At 37.9% G+C, this 18,198-nt stretch carries 16 protein-coding genes and 1 pseudogene; 5 read left to right on the plus strand and 12 right to left on the minus strand.

Translation table 11 applies throughout. The features are described from left to right. Positions 1-202 precede the first annotated feature (202 nt). The 6 genes from tyrS to CP366_RS06205 all read right to left on the minus strand — a co-directional run bounded on the left by tyrS (position 203) and on the right by CP366_RS06205 (position 8,139). On the minus strand, positions 203-1,465 hold the full coding sequence (gene tyrS / locus CP366_RS06180) for a tyrosine--tRNA ligase (RefSeq protein WP_005724067.1): 1,263 nt from the start codon (positions 1,463-1,465) through the stop codon (positions 203-205). Positions 1,466-1,761: 296 nt separating this feature from the next. After that, positions 1,762-4,752 (minus strand): LTA synthase family protein, encoded by a 2,991-nt coding sequence (locus CP366_RS06185; protein WP_089146227.1) that lies wholly within the window; start codon positions 4,750-4,752, stop codon positions 1,762-1,764. Positions 4,753-4,789: 37 nt separating this feature from the next. Continuing rightward, positions 4,790-5,404, minus strand: a complete 615-nt coding sequence (locus CP366_RS06190; RefSeq protein WP_089146226.1) for a glycerol-3-phosphate acyltransferase — start codon at positions 5,402-5,404, stop codon at positions 4,790-4,792. Beyond that, complete coding sequence (locus tag CP366_RS06195; RefSeq protein ID WP_089146225.1) at positions 5,404-6,504, minus strand: LCP family protein; 1,101 nt, start codon at positions 6,502-6,504, stop codon at positions 5,404-5,406. Before CP366_RS06195 ends, CP366_RS06190 begins: the two co-directional genes overlap by 1 nt. Before the next feature lie 105 nt (positions 6,505-6,609). Further along, positions 6,610-7,170 carry an aldose 1-epimerase gene (locus CP366_RS06200; protein ID WP_023488455.1) on the minus strand — a complete coding sequence of 187 codons (561 nt, stop codon included), beginning with the start codon at positions 7,168-7,170 and terminating at the stop codon, positions 6,610-6,612. A 276-nt stretch (positions 7,171-7,446) separates the two neighbouring features. Next, positions 7,447-8,139: a 2,3-diphosphoglycerate-dependent phosphoglycerate mutase gene (locus tag CP366_RS06205; protein ID WP_005721679.1), complete on the minus strand. Its 693-nt coding sequence runs from the start codon at positions 8,137-8,139 to the stop codon at positions 7,447-7,449. 155 nt (positions 8,140-8,294) lie between these two features. On the opposite strand from CP366_RS06205, the gene CP366_RS06210 reads away from it, so the two are divergent. From CP366_RS06210 to pcp, 4 genes are all read left to right on the plus strand, one after another. Next, positions 8,295-9,050 (plus strand): DUF6612 family protein, encoded by a 756-nt coding sequence (locus CP366_RS06210; protein WP_013085736.1) that lies wholly within the window; start codon positions 8,295-8,297, stop codon positions 9,048-9,050. An 84-nt stretch (positions 9,051-9,134) separates the two neighbouring features. Continuing rightward, a complete protein-coding gene (locus tag CP366_RS06215) occupies positions 9,135-9,941 on the plus strand; it encodes a hypothetical protein (RefSeq protein WP_013085735.1) in 807 nt (268 codons plus the stop codon). 7 nt (positions 9,942-9,948) lie between these two features. Then, complete coding sequence (locus tag CP366_RS06220) at positions 9,949-10,914, plus strand: Gfo/Idh/MocA family protein (RefSeq protein ID WP_013085734.1); 966 nt, start codon at positions 9,949-9,951, stop codon at positions 10,912-10,914. A 33-nt stretch (positions 10,915-10,947) separates the two neighbouring features. Beyond that, positions 10,948-11,595 carry a pyroglutamyl-peptidase I gene (pcp, locus tag CP366_RS06225; protein WP_065989873.1) on the plus strand — a complete coding sequence of 216 codons (648 nt, stop codon included), beginning with the start codon at positions 10,948-10,950 and terminating at the stop codon, positions 11,593-11,595. Positions 11,596-11,639: 44 nt separating this feature from the next. On the opposite strand, the gene CP366_RS06230 is transcribed toward pcp, so the two are convergent. From CP366_RS06230 to CP366_RS06240, 3 genes are all read right to left on the minus strand, one after another. Further along, positions 11,640-13,478 carry a monovalent cation:proton antiporter family protein gene (locus CP366_RS06230; protein WP_065989875.1) on the minus strand — a complete coding sequence of 613 codons (1,839 nt, stop codon included), beginning with the start codon at positions 13,476-13,478 and terminating at the stop codon, positions 11,640-11,642. An 88-nt stretch (positions 13,479-13,566) separates the two neighbouring features. Then, positions 13,567-14,655 carry an SLAP domain-containing protein gene (locus tag CP366_RS06235; RefSeq protein ID WP_013085731.1) on the minus strand — a complete coding sequence of 363 codons (1,089 nt, stop codon included), beginning with the start codon at positions 14,653-14,655 and terminating at the stop codon, positions 13,567-13,569. A gap of 19 nt (positions 14,656-14,674) precedes the next feature. After that, positions 14,675-15,901 (minus strand): glucosaminidase domain-containing protein, encoded by a 1,227-nt coding sequence (locus CP366_RS06240; protein ID WP_089145687.1) that lies wholly within the window; start codon positions 15,899-15,901, stop codon positions 14,675-14,677. A gap of 173 nt (positions 15,902-16,074) precedes the next feature. Between CP366_RS06240 and CP366_RS10700 the strand changes: the two genes are divergently transcribed. Further along, positions 16,075-16,233 carry a hypothetical protein gene (locus CP366_RS10700; RefSeq protein WP_023488447.1) on the plus strand — a complete coding sequence of 53 codons (159 nt, stop codon included), beginning with the start codon at positions 16,075-16,077 and terminating at the stop codon, positions 16,231-16,233. 196 nt (positions 16,234-16,429) lie between these two features. Here the strand turns inward: CP366_RS10700 and CP366_RS11110 are convergent. From CP366_RS11110 to CP366_RS11070, 3 genes and pseudogenes are all read right to left on the minus strand, one after another. Further along, positions 16,430-16,699: pseudogene (locus tag CP366_RS11110) on the minus strand (IS3 family transposase); the annotation flags it as partial. A 64-nt stretch (positions 16,700-16,763) separates the two neighbouring features. Further along, the gene (locus CP366_RS06250) at positions 16,764-17,390 is read right to left on the minus strand and encodes a CadD family cadmium resistance transporter (RefSeq protein ID WP_089145686.1); all 627 of its coding nucleotides are present in this window, start codon (positions 17,388-17,390) and stop codon (positions 16,764-16,766) included. A gap of 542 nt (positions 17,391-17,932) precedes the next feature. Continuing rightward, positions 17,933-18,064 (minus strand): hypothetical protein, encoded by a 132-nt coding sequence (locus tag CP366_RS11070; protein WP_255404534.1) that lies wholly within the window; start codon positions 18,062-18,064, stop codon positions 17,933-17,935. Positions 18,065-18,198 lie beyond the last annotated feature (134 nt).

The following is an 18,198-nucleotide window of genomic DNA, read 5'->3' on the forward strand; positions in this document are numbered from 1 at the left end:
CTTGAGCAAAATCTTTGGTAAAATCATTCATGAAGGAGTTCTTCTTTCTGTATGTTTTTTTTTGTTCAAACCAATCATACGAGAAAGGAACTCCTTTTTCTAATGTTTAAAGAAATAAATTTAAGGAATCATTCATCCTTACACAAACTATTTTACAGTCTCCTCTATTTTTATATATAAAATGTTAAAATCATATATTTAATTATTTAATTGTAACTAAAGTATACTTTCTCTTTCCTTTACGAATAATAACGTACTTACCATCAAAGTCACTTGATGGATCAACTTCGAAATCAGTACTTTGCTCACGATCGCCATTAACATAAATGGCACCATTCTTTACATCTTCACGAGCTTGACGTTTAGAAGGTTCAATCTTAGTGTCAACTAAGAAATCAACAATATTCTTCTTTTCATTGCCAGCTTCCGCACTTGGAGCATTCTTCAAACCTTGTTCAATTTGAGCAACTGATAAGTTCTTGATATTGCCCGAGAACAAGGCATCAGTAATCATTTTAGCTTCTTCAAGACCTGCTTCGCCATGAACAAACTTGGTAACTTCTTCAGCTAGCTTCTTTTGTGCAGCACGTTTCCAAGGTTCTTTCTCAGTCTTTTCAGCTAAATCTTCGATTTCTTCACGGCTAAGGAAAGTGAAGTACTTCAAGTATTTAACCACATCACGGTCATCTTGATTAATCCAGAATTGGTAAAATTCATAAGGACTAGTCTTTTCTGGATCAAGCCAAACAGCACCACCAGCAGATTTACCAAACTTAGTACCATCAGCCTTAAGCATCAATGGAATAGTTAAACCAAAGGCTGGACGATCTGCACCTTCAAGCTTATGGATTAAATCAATACCAGCAGTAATGTTGCCCCATTGATCACTACCACCAATTTGAAGTTGAACACCATCATCTTTATTCAAGTGGTAGAAGTCAATTGCTTGCAAAATTTGATAAGTAAATTCAGTAAATGAAATACCATTTTCAAGACGGCTAGCTACAACATCCTTGTTAATCATATTGTTAACTTGGAAGAACTTGCCATAATCACGCAAGAAGTCGATCAAGTTAAGCTTGCTTAGCCATTCAGCATTGTTTCTAATTTCAAAATTTTCAGTACCAAATAACTTCTTCATTTGATTAGTTAAGCTTTCTTCATTGTGCTTAACTTGTTCCGCAGTTTGTAAAGTACGTTCAGTCTTACGGCCTGATGGGTCACCAATCGCACCAGTACCACCACCAATTAAAATTACTGGATGGTAGCCCGCCATTTGGAATCTCTTCAAGATCATGAATGGAATAAGGTGTCCAATGTGAAGGGAATCACCAGTTGGGTCAGTACCACAGTACAATGCCAAATCGTCATGTTCTGCTAAGTACTTTCTCAAACCTTCCTCATCAGTTTCTTGATTAATGGCACCACGCCATTTTAAATCTTCCAAAATATCAAATTTTGCCATAGTTTTTCCTCCAATAAAAAACGTCCCCTGGTCAAAAGACCAAGGGACGACTAAATTACATTATTAGCCGTGGTACCACCCACGTTTGCGCGTATCGCGCCTCTTAATAGTCTTTATGGAAACTACCCCATTAGTACTTCGTCAAAATCAGCCTGCCTAGCTCACACCACACCGCTAGTTCTCTGAACGCTGAGCTGATTTGCTACTTAGATAAGGATATCTTAACGTGAAGACCATCTTTCGTCAACTCTTTTTGCCACAAAAAAGCCTGAGATTTCTCTCAAGCTTTCTTCTAGCTAGTCACCGATCTTGTAAAAGCCCTTAGCTTTTAGGCCATAAGCTTGACCAGCGGTCATATCATATTGAACCATTTCGTAATCGTTCAATATAGCTTGTTGTTCTGAAGTCAACTTCTTAGGATCTACAAAGTGACCCTTTTGGTCAACCAATTGGAAGCCTTTGTCACCATTAAAGTTAATGGTAATTGCAGGAAGCTTCTCGTGAACTTCAGTCAAAAGTGCTTGGTAAGGAGTTACCTTAGTGTTAGTTTGTTCAAGCATCATAGCAGTGAAGTCACTAGTGTTGACGAAGTTAGTGTTGTGAGTCAACTTGTTCTTAGCACCGTGTTGTCTTGCGTACTTGTTTGAGTAAATGAAGTAACGAGTTGAGTGCATTTGAACAGGATATTTGCCAGTGTAGTTTTGTGACAAGATACTTGGGTAGTGGTCACCGTAGAAGACAATGGTAATTGGCTTCTTGATCTTATCAATTTGACCAATAAACTTCTTAACAGCTTGGTCGGTGTATTGCGTACCCTTGATGTAAGTTGCCATTTGCTCACGAACAGCGGCAGTGTTGAAGAGTTCACCAGATACCTTGCCCATGTATTCATTGTTTGGATACCAGTTGTTGTAAGGCATGTGGTTTTGAATTGAGATCAAGTTAATAAATTGACCACCCTTCATGCTGTTGATTTGTCTCAAACCGTTAGCATAAGCAGTGAAGTCAGAGTTGTAAGTACTCTTACCAAGTTTCTTTTGATCAATGATCTTGTATTTAGAACCAAGGTAAACGAACTTGTTAAACTTAAATCTCTTGTAGTCTTCTACTCTTGAGTAGTAAGTACCAATGAATGGGTGAACAGCTGACTTGTAGTTGAAGTCCATACCAATGGTTGGGTAGAAGTCGTAGTTTGGTACGATTTGTACATATGGAGTCAAGGTTGACTTGAACATACCCATGTTGAATCCGGTCAAAGTTTCCCATTCCATGTTTGCAGTACCACCACCGTAACCGGCACTAAGCATGCTACCGTATGTGGCACGTTTCTTCATTGATTGGATAAACTTAACTGGGTTTGAAGTTTTTGGATCAATCTTAATTGTTGGGAAAGTATATGGATCAACAAAACTTTCACTCAAGTTGTAGACAATAGTTTGATCCTTTAAAGTATTCTTTCTTGTTTTGTTAATTTCATTAGCGATCTTGCTGTACTTCTCATTCAAATGTTGAATTGTAGATTTTGAATAGTTAGTTGGCTTATTCATAATCTGCAGGTCAAAGTAATTCAAGAAGTTCAATAATGGACCGTTAATTTGAATATCACGTTCAGGGTTTCTAAACGATTGCTTATTATCAAAGCCACGGTTAATGTGATAAATAATTCCGCCATCGTGGTTAAAGCGCACTGGTGTCATGAACAAAAGCAAACTCAACAATGCCCAAATACCACGGCGTTTCCATGAGCCCTTTTTCTTAATTGGAAACTTAATTTCAAGAAAGACAGTCAATGCAATGATAATTACTAAGGCAATAGCGATCATAATTATCTTTTGTTGGCCGACCATTGGCATCAAGGTCTTCCAGTTAACAATTTCGTCTAATTCAGTTGGATAAATTGGTTCCCCACGAAGATCTAATTTAATCTTGTTAGCAATAGCCCAACCAATTGTAATTACAGTTACTAAAACTGTTGAAGTCCAGTAACGCGTAGTAATGAAGTAGAAAATTGCAAACATTGCATCAAGGAAGATTGCTGTCAAAATAATAGCGAAGAATCTAGTCCCGAGCAAGAAAATTACGGCATTGATATCAGTTGCAGTCGTAATTTGGATCCGCAGATTATCTGATTCAATTAAAAATGAAGCAAAACTTAATACATAGAACCAGCCCCATGTAAGTAGTCGTACTCGATTTTCAACTATCCAAGCAGTGAAGTTAGTCCAAGCATCTTCAACAATTTCTGCTAAGTTATTATGTTGCTTGAAAAAAGCAACCGTCCGTTTAACCGGCTTCACCTTGAATAAATAGCGCTCATATAGCCAGCTTAAGCCCCAGGCAGCTAGCATCATGATGACAATCATCAAGAACTTGTTAAATCCAGCGCTATTGGTAAAGCGGAACGATTTAACAAAACCACCAATAATTGGAGCGTCCATAAAAATAATTACTGGAATAAAGAAGTGCATCTGCTTAGCACTGTAGCTAACGATCACTTTTCTAAAGATTAAGAAAGCTGCTAAAACCATTAAGAACAAAAATGGTGAAGCAATATTACTTAAAAATTTAGGATTCCAGGAATAAACGCCACTTCGACCAGATAATCGTTGGTACCAGTAAACCCCATTAAATCCGGGAACACCGATAAACATTACGAAGAAAGACATTACTCCAGCTGCAATTGACCAGCCAAAGACCTTTTTAGGAATTTTAACGTTAGCTAAAAACATCCCCCAAGCAAAGTACAAGATCAAATAAATGCCATAAATTGACTTGTTAAAGATCATTGTACCTGCACTAGTCGCAAAACCAGTCAAAGTTAATGCGCTAAGCAATAATACATTTTGCTTAGTAGTAATGCGATGTTGTAATTCATACAAGTATGGTTGAACTAGCATACTAAAAATCAAGCCAGCCAACAATACTGATGTACTAGTCAAAACTGGGAAAAATACTCCCCAGAGCTTCCACATATTAAAGGTACCTGGTCGTTTAAAGAAGTTCACCAAGTATAAAAGCACTAGTGTAACAACCGCTATAATCCAAAACTTAAAGGCTTCAGTTGGATGAACCTTTCTTTTGCTATAAACAGCACCAAAGACCATTGGTACTAGTACCATCGTACTGTGACCAAGTAGTCCTGGAATAAATCTCATTAGGGTACTTAATGGTAATCTACCAAAAGTGCTCCCCCAAGAATACATCTGCACTAGCATGAAAAATGCTGCAACAATCAAACAAATGATTTGAAGAGCATTTAGTGATTTTTTCTTGTTAATCTCACTCATTTTCTCTAGTCTGTGTCCTCACTAAAAATTTCTGTCATTACTTAATGATCCCTAGCTTCTTTTTAATTGAAAGCAGAATATCCACCTTTTTGCCATGACCGGTGAAAAAGTCTACGATATCATGCCAGAACTTAAAGCACATGATCAAAGTAATCACGATAAAAACAAATCCTGCTTCTTGATTATGCAAGAATGTATTTATACTGAATAAAAGCATAAACACTAAAGGCGGAATCGTCAAATTTTGCATAATTGCTGTTAATACCAAAGCCACTAATAAAGTAGCAAAGCCAACTTTCCAATTATAAAAAACTGCTACCTGAGCTGCAACCGCAACTCCTTTGCCACCTCGAAAATGATCCCAGATTGGAAAACAATGTCCTAAGATCAGGCCTAGCCCTGTATAAGCAATATTAATATGAGCTGGAAAAGCAAAATATACAATAAACAAGGCAATTAAACTTTTAAGCAAATCGCCTAAACAGGTTAAAATACCCCATTTTTTACCAAAAACAGCACCCATGTTAGCCGTTCCTGGATTATGTGAACCGTATTCAGTAGGATTTATTTTTAAAAAGATTTTGCCAACGATCATCGCCGTTAAGAAATTTCCAAAAATGTAGCCAATCAGAGTAGCCCAAATGCGCGCCATTAATTATCACCTTCTTCGGTGTAATCATAGATATGATAGTGCTGCGTTTTTTCGCTCTTAAAGCTAAAGCCATTTGCAATATTCTTTTCGTTTTGGAAAGTTTCATTATTTGAAATCGTTTCCTTAGGTAAACCTAATTCTTTGCGCACCAGGTTAGAAATCCGTTGCAATTCACTAGTTGGCTGTACTTGATAAGCCGCATCGTCGATCATTGCATTGTAACCATGTAGATAATCACTAGATGACGAATTGGCACAACTACGATAATTCATCGCAATCTGCTGCATCGCACTAAATGGCAAGTTAGTCCGAACATTGCTTGACACAGAAGTCAAAATTGAATCCAGATTTGATAATGAACTAATTGAAACTGCCTTCTTGATCAAGGTGGTAATTACCTGCCGCTGTCGTTCTTGACGACCATAATCTCCACGCGGATCATCATAACGCATTCTAGAATATGCTAGCGCACCTGCACCACCCATATGGGTCAGCTTGCCCTTTTTAAAAATATAACCGCCATATTCAAAGCTAAGCGTTGGTCTAATATTAATTCCGCCAACATAGCGAATCATCTTCATGATTCCACCCATGTTAACCACGGCATAATACTTGATTGGCACATTGATTAACTTAGAAACTGAATCCATTGACATCTTAGCCCCGCCTAATTCATAAGCGGCGTTAATCTTTTCTGTCTTGAAGCTCTCGCTTCCAACCATCTGTGCCATCGTATCACGCGGTGTTGAGACCAATGTGTAACGCTTCTTAGCAGGGTTAACTACAGCTAAAATCATGGTATCAGTCCGGCCGCGCTTTTCAGTTCGATCAAGGGCACCTGTATCAGTCCCCATCAGTAAAACAGCGAACTTCTTCTTTCCATCAAATTCACCTGTAGTTTTCACTGCAGTCTTAGGATCATAGGTCTTATCAACCGCTGACTTAGTACGGAAATAAACTGAGGCAAAGTACGCCGCTCCAGCAACCGCAAGCAAGGCTACGATACTAATAACCCAGACCCAAATATGACGATTTTTATAACTGTGTGTGTCTACCCGACTATTATGCGAGTGATTAGATCTTTGTTTTCTATCTTTCATAAAATATACCTATTATGATGTAAATTCACATTGAATGTATTATAACAAAAAAAGCAAATCATCGCTGACTTGCTTAGTATATCTTATTAAAATCGTTACTAATTTTTACTTCAAAGTCAAGCTTAACGCAAAATTATGGCTACTTTTTGCCTCTAATTCAATTTTATCCGTAAAAGCTGTAACGCTTCCTTCTTTTGCACTCAACTTAAAATCAGTTGAAGTAAGATCAATGCCATGTTCTTTGCCAGTCAAACTAATCTTATTGACCTGGCTTTCACTTTGCCAAGAAGTTGGTAAGATAAAGCCCAAAGAAAATGGCAGTTCCTTATTTGAAGAATTTTTCAAATAAAAGGATATGTTGACTTGATTACCCTCCAAAGCATAAGTAGTCATTACTTCAAAATGATATGGAAAACTCTTATAGCTCTCCGGCGTATCAATTAAAGTTAGACTTACGCGAGTATCACCTTTGTCAACAACGGTCCAAGGCAACTTGTTAGCCAAATTATCGGCTTGATCCATTACTGGAAAAGCAAGTGCCATACCTTCTTCACTTTCTTGCTCGCCGAGATAATTAAATTGATCTGTTAAAGACACCAGATGTGCCATCCGGGCCCCATTCTCATCGACAGAGACTTGAAAGAGAGAATTATCGATTGTTTGCATATTTTTCTCCCAATTTCTACACTCCTGTAACTCAAAATAGCACTTATCATATACAACTGTCAATTTTCACCACTTTCTTAGAAAAAATGGCGATCTTTCTTTATTTATAATATAATGAAGTTGTTCCAAAAAAATTATGAAATCAAAGAAATAATTATAGTTTTTGGAGCAAGTTGATACAAAGAAGGCATCCCTTAACGGTGATGCCTTTTTTGGTGCATAAAAAAACTCCGACTTACGCCGAAGTTCTATTTGTGTGAATAACTACTTAATAAATTAGTCGTCCAACTTTTCCTTGTTAACAACATCCAAGTTTTCGTCGAATGTGTAAACAACTGGTTCACCGGTCTTCATTTCCAAGTTCATAATGTCTTCATCAGAAATGTTTTCGATGTACTTAGTCAAAGCACGAAGTGAGTTACCGTGAGCTGCGATAATTACGTTCTTGCCGTCAAGTAAATCTGGAGCAATGTGGTCTTCCCAGAATGGCATTACACGATCAAGACATACGTGTAAGTTTTCAGCCTTAGGAACGATGTGTGGGTCCAAGTTTGCGTAACGACGGTCATGTGCTTGACTGAATTCGTTGTCATCATCAATAGCTGGTGGCAAAACATCGTATGAGCGACGCCAAATGTGAACTTGTTCATCGCCGTACTTTTCAGCAGTAGCCTTCTTGTTCAAGCCTTGTAAAGCACCGTAGTGACGTTCGTTAAGTCTCCAGGTCTTAGTTTCTGGAATCCAAAGTTGGCCACTTTCTTCAAGTGCAAAGTGCAAAGTCTTGATAGCACGAGTTAATAATGAAGTGTAAGCTTGGTCAAATTCAAGACCGTGTTCCTTGATTAAACGGCCAGCCTTCTTAGCTTCTTCAACACCTTTTTCTGAAAGGTTAACGTCAACCCAACCAGTAAATTGGTTTGAAAGGTTCCATTCACTTTGACCGTGACGGATTAAAACTAATTTTGACATGAAATATCTCCTTTTAAAATTCAATGTTTCATCCATATTTTACACATTTCACAAATTTTTTCATAGAGTTAAGACTAAAAAAATCGTGTTTTTTCAATTTTGTAACGTTATTCTTGCTATACTAGAAGAAAAAATTTAATGAAAGAAAGTTATGTATGAAATTTAAACACCAAAATATTATCATTACCGTTTTATTAGCACTACTCTTTTTAACAGCTTGCTCTAAAACAGATTCAAACAAAACAGCTAATTTACCTACTGCTAAAACTATTTTAACCAAGGCAGAAAAAGATAATTTTAATTCAATGCACGCTTCTTGGAATGAATCAGCTAATCAAAAAACGCAACAAAAAGCTGAAGCACAATACACTAAAAAGCCAACTGTCATTTATGCCAATGTTTCTAGCAATTCTAACCACTATCAAATGTGGATTGAAGGCAAAAACAATTACATCAAAATGAAGGGTACCAACTCACAACACTGGTTCAAGACTAAATTATCTAAAACTAGTGCTTACGGCGCCATCACCGATAGCTTAAACGGCAGCTTGCTCATGCCTTTTATCCCTACTGCTAAATCCTTTAAGGTAAAGCAAAACGGCAAAGATTACCTGCTTATTTATAAAGGAAACAACAAGAAAATTTGGAATGCCATTATTTCTGACTCGGCTTTCACTGCTTTAATCGGGATTGATCTTGATAATGTGAAGCCGATCAAAAATGATATCCAAATTAACGTTGATCAAAACTATCATATCAAAAAGGTTAATATTGACTCGACCTACAAAGACGACGGTCAAAAGAAGAACTTCACCATGCAAATTGATCAAATTAACCAAGTTAAAAAGTTAACTGTACCCGCTTCAGTTAAGAAGTCAGCCGTTGATTTAGGCAAGCTTAATACAAAATAAAATTAAAGAATAATCTGCTTCGTCAATAAGAAGCAGATTTTTTAGTTATAATAGAATTAATTGAAACATACAGGAGAAATGCAAATGAAATTAAAGAAAACAATTATCGGCTTATCCTTCGCCGCCCTCTTTTTATTAGGGGGCTGTAGTAAACAAGAAAAGAAAGCTGCGCCAGCTTTAACCAAGACTCAAGTGGTGCAAAAGATGAAGAAAGGCTTTCAATCTGGACAAGTTATTCAATCAGTTACCTTGGGAACAGATACTTCAAGTCAAGTAGCTTTAGCCAATACTACCTTTGGTGGGAAAAACACGGTTTACCATATCACTAACCAAACAACCAATAAAGGTAAAACCAGTTCCAATGAAGAATGGGTTAACCTCAATAATGTTTACATCAATGGGCAAAGCACTTGGTATAAGGCTGATCTTGAAAAACTTACTGGCCACAATTACGCTGAATTAACTGATGCAATTATGAATAATCACATGATTACCAACCCAAGTGATCAGTTAGTTTCAGCTTATAAGATGAAGAAAAGCAAAAAAGATGGTGTTTATACTTACACTTTAACTGCTAAAAGTACTGATCAAGCTTTAATGAAAAAGGCGGCAGCACCAATTTTTAACACTACTGCACAAAGCACCAATCAAGCTAAGGTTTTCAAGCAAATTCAAAAATTGGGCAAATACCAATCAATGAATGTAAAGGCTGTTGTTAAGGATGATAAACTATCCACCTTTAATGTCTTTGTTAACTTAAAACTAGGCAAATTAATGCACGTTAAGGTTGGTCAAAGTTACGGCAACTTCGGCAGCCACGACTTCTTGAAAGTCCCAACTTCCGCAACCAACGCCAAAGATTTGCCAACTACTAATACTAAAAAGAAGTAGGTCAAAAATGAAATTAGGAATTATCGGCAGCGGCATGATCGTCCACGATTTTTTAACAACCGCTGACCAAATAAAAAACATGACGATTACGGCCATTTCATCAACTAAACGTAGTGAAAAAATTGCGCAAGATTTAGCCCAGCAATATCACATTGCCCGCACTTACACCGACAATGATGAATTGCTAGCCGACCCTGGAGTTGACACAGTTTATGTGGCTGTACCCAACTTTCTTCATTACGAAGTTGCTAAAGCTGCGCTTGAACATGGCAAAAATGTCATCTGTGAAAAACCTTTTGTCCAAAGCACTGCCGAAGCTGAAGAACTAAAAAAGCTCGCTGACGAAAAAGACTTAATCATTGCTGAAGCCATTACTAACCTTTATTTAGAGAACTTCAAACAGATTAAAGCAGAAATCGCTAAGATCGCCCCAATCCACATCATTAATCTGAATTATACGCAATATTCCAGCCGTTATGATGCCTTCTTGACTGGTAAAATTGCCCCAGTTTTTGACCCTAAAAAAGATGGTGGCGCCTTGATGGACTTGAATATCTACAATATTCACTTAGTAGCTGCGTTGTTTGGCTTGCCTGATCAAGTTCAATATTATGCAAATATGCAAAAAGGCGTTGATACTTCTGGGATTCTTCATCTTTCTTACCCTGATAAGCAAGCATCCCTCACTGCGGCCAAAGATAGCTACGTAACACCACGTTCCTTTATTGAAGGTGAAAAAGGCAGCATCTACTTTGACGGTTCAACGGGAACGCTCGATAATTTCACAGTTGAGATGCGCAATGAAAAGCCTAAGCGTTACAGCTTAAACAAATATCCTCACCGTATGGCGGCTGAGTTTAATGCCTTTGCTCAAATGATCAACCAACATGATACCCAAAAAGCTGACTTAGCTTTCGTGAATACTTTAGAGACAATGCAAATTTTGACCAAAGCAAGAAATTCAATGATTTAACTATTCTCAAAATTTTCTAAATGGAGACAAACAATGAAAATTCTAGTAACTGGTTTTGATCCTTTTGGCAGCGATAAGATTAATCCTGCCATTGAGGCAGTCAAAAAATTGCCTGATACCATCAAGGGAGCAAAAATTATTAAATTAGAAATCCCTACAGTTTTTAATAAATCAGCCCAAGTCGTGCATCAAGCAATCGTAAAAGAGCAACCTGACTACGTACTCAATGTTGGTCAAGCTGGCGGTCGGTCCGCCCTAACTCCTGAGCGTGTAGCCATCAACATTAACGATGGCCGCATCCCTGATAATGATGGCTATCAACCACTAGATGAACCGATTCAACCAGATGGGGACACCGCCTACTTCACACAACTGCCGATCAAGGCCATGGCCAAGGCAATTCGGGCGGCAGGTTTACCAGCAATAGTTTCTAACACAGCTGGCACCTATGTCTGCAACCATATTTTTTACCAAGTGCAGTACATGCGCACAAAAGAATTTCCTAAGCTTAAAGCTGGCTTCATTCATATTCCATTTTTGCCAGAACAGGTTATCACCAGGCCAAATCAGCCTTCGATGGCACTAGCTGATATTGTTAAAGGCCTAACCGCAGCAATTGGCGCAATTGTTGAGCGTGATGGTCAAAGTGATATAAAAGCCGTAGAAGGACAAAATCATTAAGATAGTAAAAAACTAGCTGCAAAATTTGCAACTAGTTTTTTTGGTTAATTTTGATGACTCAATAATTTCTTTACTTGATCCGCATCCTTAAAGGCCCCGGAAAAGATCAAAATATCATTTGGTTCAATTACAGTCCAACCATGCGGAATCAACCATTCATTGCCACGGCGAATTCGACTAACCGTGATCTTGTCAACAAATTCCAAATCACTAAGTGGTCGCCCAGTATAACGCGTATTCTTCACCTTTACTGAGTACAAAACGTTATTGGTATCAGTCATAATCTTGTAGACCGTTGGTGATTCAATCAAGGCCCGCATTAAAGCTGAACGCACATTAGTAAAGTTAAATACTTCCACGCCTGCTTCTTGACAGTGCGATAAAGTATCACTGTCTACTTCATTCATCCGCGCAATTGCCCGTTTAACACCTAAGTCTTTGGCATATTCTGCCATGCGTGCATTTTCTTGATCATGATGCCCTGCTGCGACAAAAATATCACAATCAAAGGCGCTGCTATGTTCTAGACTTTGATTATCCAAATTATTGAGCAAAGTTAAGCCTTTAACTCGGCTATCATAAGTCTCGTATTGGTCCTTTTGATCAGTAAACATCTTGATTGAGTACCAATTATCATGTAAATCATGAGCAACTGGTACCGTAAAGGCATTGGCACCCACGATAGTAACTGTTTCTTTGATCCGATCTTCTGGTGATAAAACAAAGTTAGAATTAAAGACAATTGGACTAACAATGCAGACAATTACTGCTGCTAAGATAAAGACGTCAGATTGAGTCGAAGTAATTGCATGCAATTTACGCGCAACTTGCAAGGTTGGCAAAACAATCGTAATCGTCGTTGCCGTTAAAAAACCACCAGCAAAAGCATTCTTTTTCTCAAAGTAACGCATATAGATTAAGACGACTGGAGCTTTAGCCAAGAACAAGAAGATAACCAAAACTGGCAACAGCATCAATGATGATGGATGAGCAAATAATGACTTTAAGTTCAAGCCCACTCCAGTCATAATGAAGAAAATTGGAATAAAGAAACCATAACCAATGGAAGTTAACTTATCTTTAGTAGCTTCACTAGGCTCTAACAACTTCATAACCATTCCGGCTAAGAATGCACCTAAGATGTTTTCGGCACCAACTCGTTCGGCTACTGTAACTAAAGCAAAAATTAAGAAGAAGGCCAAGCGAATATCCAATTGGGTCGTAGCCTTGGTTACTTTGCTAAACCAAAGATATGGCTGCTTGAAACGACGCAAAAGAAAGATTGCCGCTACAAAAAGTAGGATAATCAGCCATAATTGCTCTGCGTTGCCCCCATTAACTGAAGCATAAATCGTTAACAAAAGCAGCGGAATTACTTCACCTAACACGGCAGTCAGTAAGACCGTCTGTCCGATCGGCCGCCCAAGGATATCTTTTTCTTTCAAGGTAGCAATAACAACCCCTAAAGCAACAGTCATAAAAATAATCGCTGCTAAAACAATATTGCTAAATAAGCTAATTAGCTTCAAAACATAAGCTAAAATAAAGGCCATAATCACAATGCCGGCAAAAGCAGTTAAAGCAGTAGGCAAAGGATCAACTGTTTTTCCTGCTTGTGACTTAGCTTTCGGATTATTTTTCCGTTGCAAGAGATCGAAGTTAATTTCCATCCCTGATAAAAACATCAGCAAAGTTACGCCGAGGTTCGATAAAAACGTCAAATCATGTGTCGAAACCACAATGTTAAAGCCGCTCGAACCGACAATAATTCCCACAATAATTTCCGCAATTGCGGTTGGCACGGTACTAATTTTAAAACGCGCCATAAAAATTGGAATCACGAGCGCCAATAAGACGACTAAAAATAGTGATAATTGCGCCATATACTCTCCCCTTTTCACATTCAACACAAGAATTATACAAAAAATACGCCTTAATTCCCATTAATTGTGGTTTAAGACGTATCTTTTTCTATCTAATATCGCTTGCTAATACATATTGCGTAGCATTCAAAGCATAATACTTTTGATTGTTAATGGTGATCTTACTACCGTAAGTCATCACTCGGCTGCCTTTTCTGACCAAATTATCTTTTTGAATTCGGCCTAAGCGTGTCCGCAAGTAAGTATTCTTCTTTGCAGTTCTAACTGTCGCGTCAATATTAGTAGCTACTACATATTGATTCTTACCAATCTGGTAGTATTTCTTATTATTGATCAACTTGTAACCTAAAACAGTTACTGGACTACCAGCTAACTTCAAGGTCTTGGTCTTCTTGCCGTTCTTGTCGTAAACATAAGCATCATGGCCTAAAGTTACTGCGCCTTGAACTTCTGCTGATACTTCGTCCTTAATCTTGTTTGGATCTTTACTGTTAGTATTTTCATTCTTCTTTTGTAAGTCGTAGTAATACTTTATTAAAGAATAAAATTGATCCATATCATAACCCCATTTGGCAAAGTAACCATCAGGGTCAACGTGATCAGTCCCACCTAAAAAGGTGCTAACTGCCTTGTGCGACCAAATTGTACCATCACCATCATCGCAAGCATTATCTGGCTTTAGATCATAGCGGTGCAACAACTTAGCAATATAAATTGCATCATTATTAACTGACTTAGCAAAGGCATCACGACTGCTTTCTTCACATAGTTCTATTTGAATAAAGCGGTTATTAGCTTGTTGCCCTGCACCCCAAGTACCAACGTTAGGAGAACACATTTGGATAATTTGCTTGCTATCAACAAAAGCATTTACGTAAGCATTAATCTTATTCCATTCACGGTTAAAGTAAATTGCTTCATCGTGAGCAGTCGCACCGGGATCATCAGTTTCATGAACTACAATCCCTTCTGGTTTGCCATTTTGATACTCAACACCAGGGAATTCATTGTACTTTATCCCCTCTAGTTTGAGCATTTTGTATAAATAGGTAACCCCACTATATTGGTACTTCTTAGCCAAACTGTTAATTGAAGCGGCGTCGACTTGGTTAGTTGACATTACACCAATTACGCCGAAAAATGCAATTAAGGCAATCAAAAATTTGCGTACTTTCACAATGAAATTCTTTCCTTAACTACATGAAGTTTGATTTCTTAATGTATTGACGAATACCTACTCGATAGTATTTCTTACCATTAATTGTTACTGCACTACCATAAGTGGCAATTTGGCTATGCTTTTTGTGCTTCAAATTGTTATCGCGGTTGCCATATTGATTATAAACATAGGAAGTTTTCTTCAAGAACTTCAAAGTACCATCAATATTGCCAGCTGCAATGTATTCATTTTCACCGACACGATAGTAAGTCTTACCCTTGATTGTCTTGGTACCGTAAGTGTTGATCCACTTGCCACCATTTTCATCACTGGTCTTGAACATCTTGCCCTTTAACTTCTTACCGTTTTGGTCATAAACATAGGCATTATGCATCAAGTTCTTAGAAACGGGCTTCACATTCTTAGGTGCCTGAGTTACTGGTTCCTTAGTTGCAGAACTGCTCTTGTCCAAAACTGAGCCATTAACCCAACCGCGACCATCAATATACATTCTGCTTGAACCATCATGGAAAGTAATAGTCTTGGTAACTACTACTTTTTCACCAGCTTTAACAGAGCCAATAGCACTGGCAACAGATGGAGCAGTTGGCCAATTATAAGTTGAACTATCCTTACCAGCAGTATAAGTTCTCGTAGTATTAATAGTTACAGGATCATATTTGGTCAAATTCAAACTAGTAATATGACTATTCAAAGCCCTATCATACTTAGAATCGGTAGCGTAAGTCCCAGTCAAAGCCTTGGTAGCTGATGCATAAGTTGAAGCATTCTCAATCCAAGTACCCTTGTAACGCAATGGATCCCAAGAAACACCATTTCTCAACTTGCTTCCATTATCTTCAAATGATTGTTCAAAAGATGGATACTTTCTAAATGCGGCAGTAATATAGTAACTCTTACCGTTCTTGTCTTCTTCTCTAGTCTTGGTAGTATAAGTTTCACCAGTCCAAGAACTATCAGCCTTCATCCCAAAAAGGTTGTTGGCATTCACGGCTAACCCTGATTTACCCCAGCCTGACTCAGTTATTGCTTGGGCAATCATCACTGATGGCAAAGTTCCATATTTTTTGGCTGCTTTAACTGCTTGTTTAGCAGCTTTATTTAAAAATGCAGTTTGATCAGCGGTAGCGGCAGAAACTCGTTGGCTTGAGGCCTGATTCATCATCGTAGTGTTTACTGCTGGCACAGCTACAGAAGTAAGCATAGCGGCAGCAGCAAAACTGGTCAAAAGTCTCTTCTTCATAAAACGTGTCCTCCTTAATGTAACACCTCCATTGTATCCAGCAAATCAGGTCTAGACAAGCGTTTCAACAGATTTATTGTAAAAAAGTAACATTTGTAATATTTTACAGATAAGCTTCAAATATTCCAAAAGAGTCTACTTTACAACGTTCTGTTTACAATGATGTAGTTGGAATGCTCTTTAGTACAGTTGAACTTCGTCATGCCCAAATCATGTTGACTTATAACTCTATTGATCACCCAGAAACTACTTACTTTGGTTTTTCAGTTTCATGGCAAGAACGTAACAAGGATGGTCGCCAAGAACACTCTGATCACTTTATTGCTTACTAATGAGTAAAAGATATTAAAAAATCTAGTTAGTTTTTTGCTAACTAGATTTTTTGTGTTTCTGTGACCTTATTTGATTAATTATTAATAGCTTTAATAAACTTGTTCTTAGAATTGCGATCTCAGCATCCCTATATTAGATATTTACGATTTATGCGAGTTAAAGTACAAATTTTATAATTTCTATAAAAAGACGGACTGTTTTTGCAAGTCCTAAGTCTAGAGAAACCTGTCTAAGTGCTTCACCGCCTAGCAGAACTCTATCAATGGCAGCAAGCTTGAAATCAGCAGTATATTTCTGTTGAGGGCGATCCAGAATATCTTCACCATGTTTTTGAATCAAGCCCACCAAATACTGGATTCCTCCACGCCCCATCCCATATTTCCGGCTAAGGTAGGTGCCTCTTCTGTAATCATTTACCCATTCGTGGTAGATAGCAAGTTTGATTTCTTTAGTGTATTTAGTCATGAAAATAACCCCCGAAATTAGAACACTAATTTCGGGGGTCATATCATTTAAGGGGCTTTTTTATCTATAAAATAAAGTTTAGAAAAGTCTCTATCGTGCCATTTTCATACATGATGTATAGTCCAAGTGGAATGAATACTAAGGGCACAATGATTCGCTCGTATTTTTCAATTGTCTCGGATATTAACGGAATAGAGGATAGCACCCGACTAAGCTCGCAAAAGATAATTACGCCGATTGCAAACACAAGCAACGCCACGAGGGTCTGTGCCCAATCTAACGAAGCAAAATAAGGTATATAGATACTTAAATTATCTCCGCCAGACGCAATTGTCAGCAATGTAACTGTCCAAAACAGTTGATTTGCCTTACTTTGTTCTAATCTTTCAATAATTTCTTCCTCTTCTTCTTCTTCTTCCTCACCTTCTCCAACAATTGCAAAGCGAATCCCTAAATAGATAGGGATTAAACCAAGCAATCCAACCATCCATGCTTCAGGCACGAAATTGACGACATAAGCAGCAACTAAACTCACCCCTACAAGTAAGCCCGTGCCTAGATATTGCCCAGCATAAATATGCCATTTCTGTTTATTCTGTGATAGCTGTGCAAATAAAATAATCAAAACAATTAAATAATCTATACTGGTGGAAATATAAACACCAATAGCAGATATGATTGTCTGTCCCATAAAAACCTCCTGTATTAGTCAGTAATAAATCAGCAGATTTTAGGGGAGCACAGACACATTAATTTAGCTATCGCTAGTGGGTAATGCCGGACGTAAGAACGCATTTTATCCTCCTCAAAACGTAGTTACAAAATAGTTTCTAACTGGAATTCGGTGATTATTTCCAAGTAAGTATAACCAACTATACTTTACAAGGCAAAGTGTGGGTTCTACGAGGTAGTAGCGTTCTCCCTTCCTACTGGGAGAACTGCTATTTTTCTGCGCCTATTATCCGGCTAGAAAAACCTCCGACGGGCTATTGCATAGCGAGCGCATCTCATGCAGAACTCTACCCGAGCGGGGCAGGCTAGTGTTAGCTTAACCACAAGAAAATGAATTAACTATTTAGAATGCATTTTTTTCAAGAGAAAAAAGACCAAACTACCAGCTGGTCTTTCTCCTCTATTTTTTTGAAATACACTTTATTAAAACAGTCATATGTGTCGTAAATATGGAGAAGCCAGCATATATAAAAAAGAGTGCCATGTGACACTCTTTTTGAGCTATTTAATATCAACAACACCGACAAATTCAACATCATCAATTGCAGTTAAGTAAAAACTATCAGTTGGTCCAAGTATTGCAAGTTGACCATTTTTGATTGTACATTCTTGATCTGGTGTGGTCAGTTTCACCGTCCCTTTTAAGGGAATGAGAACTATATTTCCAGGTACAGGGTGAAATTCTCCGTTGTTTGTCACTGTATTTTTCTTTAGTATACGATGACCAACCCGTCTTTGACCATTTTCGTAAAGGTGTTCATGGACCT

Origin of the sequence: Lactobacillus sp. UMNPBX15, assembly GCF_002553785.1 — a bacterium.
In the GTDB taxonomy this organism is placed as follows: Bacteria; Bacillota; Bacilli; order Lactobacillales; family Lactobacillaceae; genus Lactobacillus; species Lactobacillus crispatus.

Bases quoted from the DNA above. Each gene is read 5' to 3' on its own strand.
- CP366_RS06190 (WP_089146226.1), bottom strand. From the start codon at position 5,404: ATGGCGCGCATTTGGGCTACTCTGATTGGCTACATTTTTGGAAATTTC.
- CP366_RS06250 (WP_089145686.1), bottom strand. From the start codon at position 17,390: ATGGGACAGACAATCATATCTGCTATTGGTGTTTATATTTCCACCAGT.
- CP366_RS06210 (WP_013085736.1), top strand. From the start codon at position 8,295: ATGAAATTTAAACACCAAAATATTATCATTACCGTTTTATTAGCACTA.
- CP366_RS06220 (WP_013085734.1), top strand. From the start codon at position 9,949: ATGAAATTAGGAATTATCGGCAGCGGCATGATCGTCCACGATTTTTTA.
- CP366_RS06185 (WP_089146227.1), bottom strand. From the start codon at position 4,752: ATGAGTGAGATTAACAAGAAAAAATCACTAAATGCTCTTCAAATCATT.
- CP366_RS06240 (WP_089145687.1), bottom strand. From the start codon at position 15,901: ATGAAGAAGAGACTTTTGACCAGTTTTGCTGCTGCCGCTATGCTTACT.
- pcp (WP_065989873.1), top strand. From the start codon at position 10,948: ATGAAAATTCTAGTAACTGGTTTTGATCCTTTTGGCAGCGATAAGATT.
- tyrS (WP_005724067.1), bottom strand. From the start codon at position 1,465: ATGGCAAAATTTGATATTTTGGAAGATTTAAAATGGCGTGGTGCCATT.
- CP366_RS06215 (WP_013085735.1), top strand. From the start codon at position 9,135: ATGAAATTAAAGAAAACAATTATCGGCTTATCCTTCGCCGCCCTCTTT.
- CP366_RS10700 (WP_023488447.1), top strand. From the start codon at position 16,075: ATGCTCTTTAGTACAGTTGAACTTCGTCATGCCCAAATCATGTTGACT.
- CP366_RS06200 (WP_023488455.1), bottom strand. From the start codon at position 7,170: ATGCAAACAATCGATAATTCTCTCTTTCAAGTCTCTGTCGATGAGAAT.
- CP366_RS06195 (WP_089146225.1), bottom strand. From the start codon at position 6,504: ATGAAAGATAGAAAACAAAGATCTAATCACTCGCATAATAGTCGGGTA.
- CP366_RS06205 (WP_005721679.1), bottom strand. From the start codon at position 8,139: ATGTCAAAATTAGTTTTAATCCGTCACGGTCAAAGTGAATGGAACCTT.
- CP366_RS06230 (WP_065989875.1), bottom strand. From the start codon at position 13,478: ATGGCGCAATTATCACTATTTTTAGTCGTCTTATTGGCGCTCGTGATT.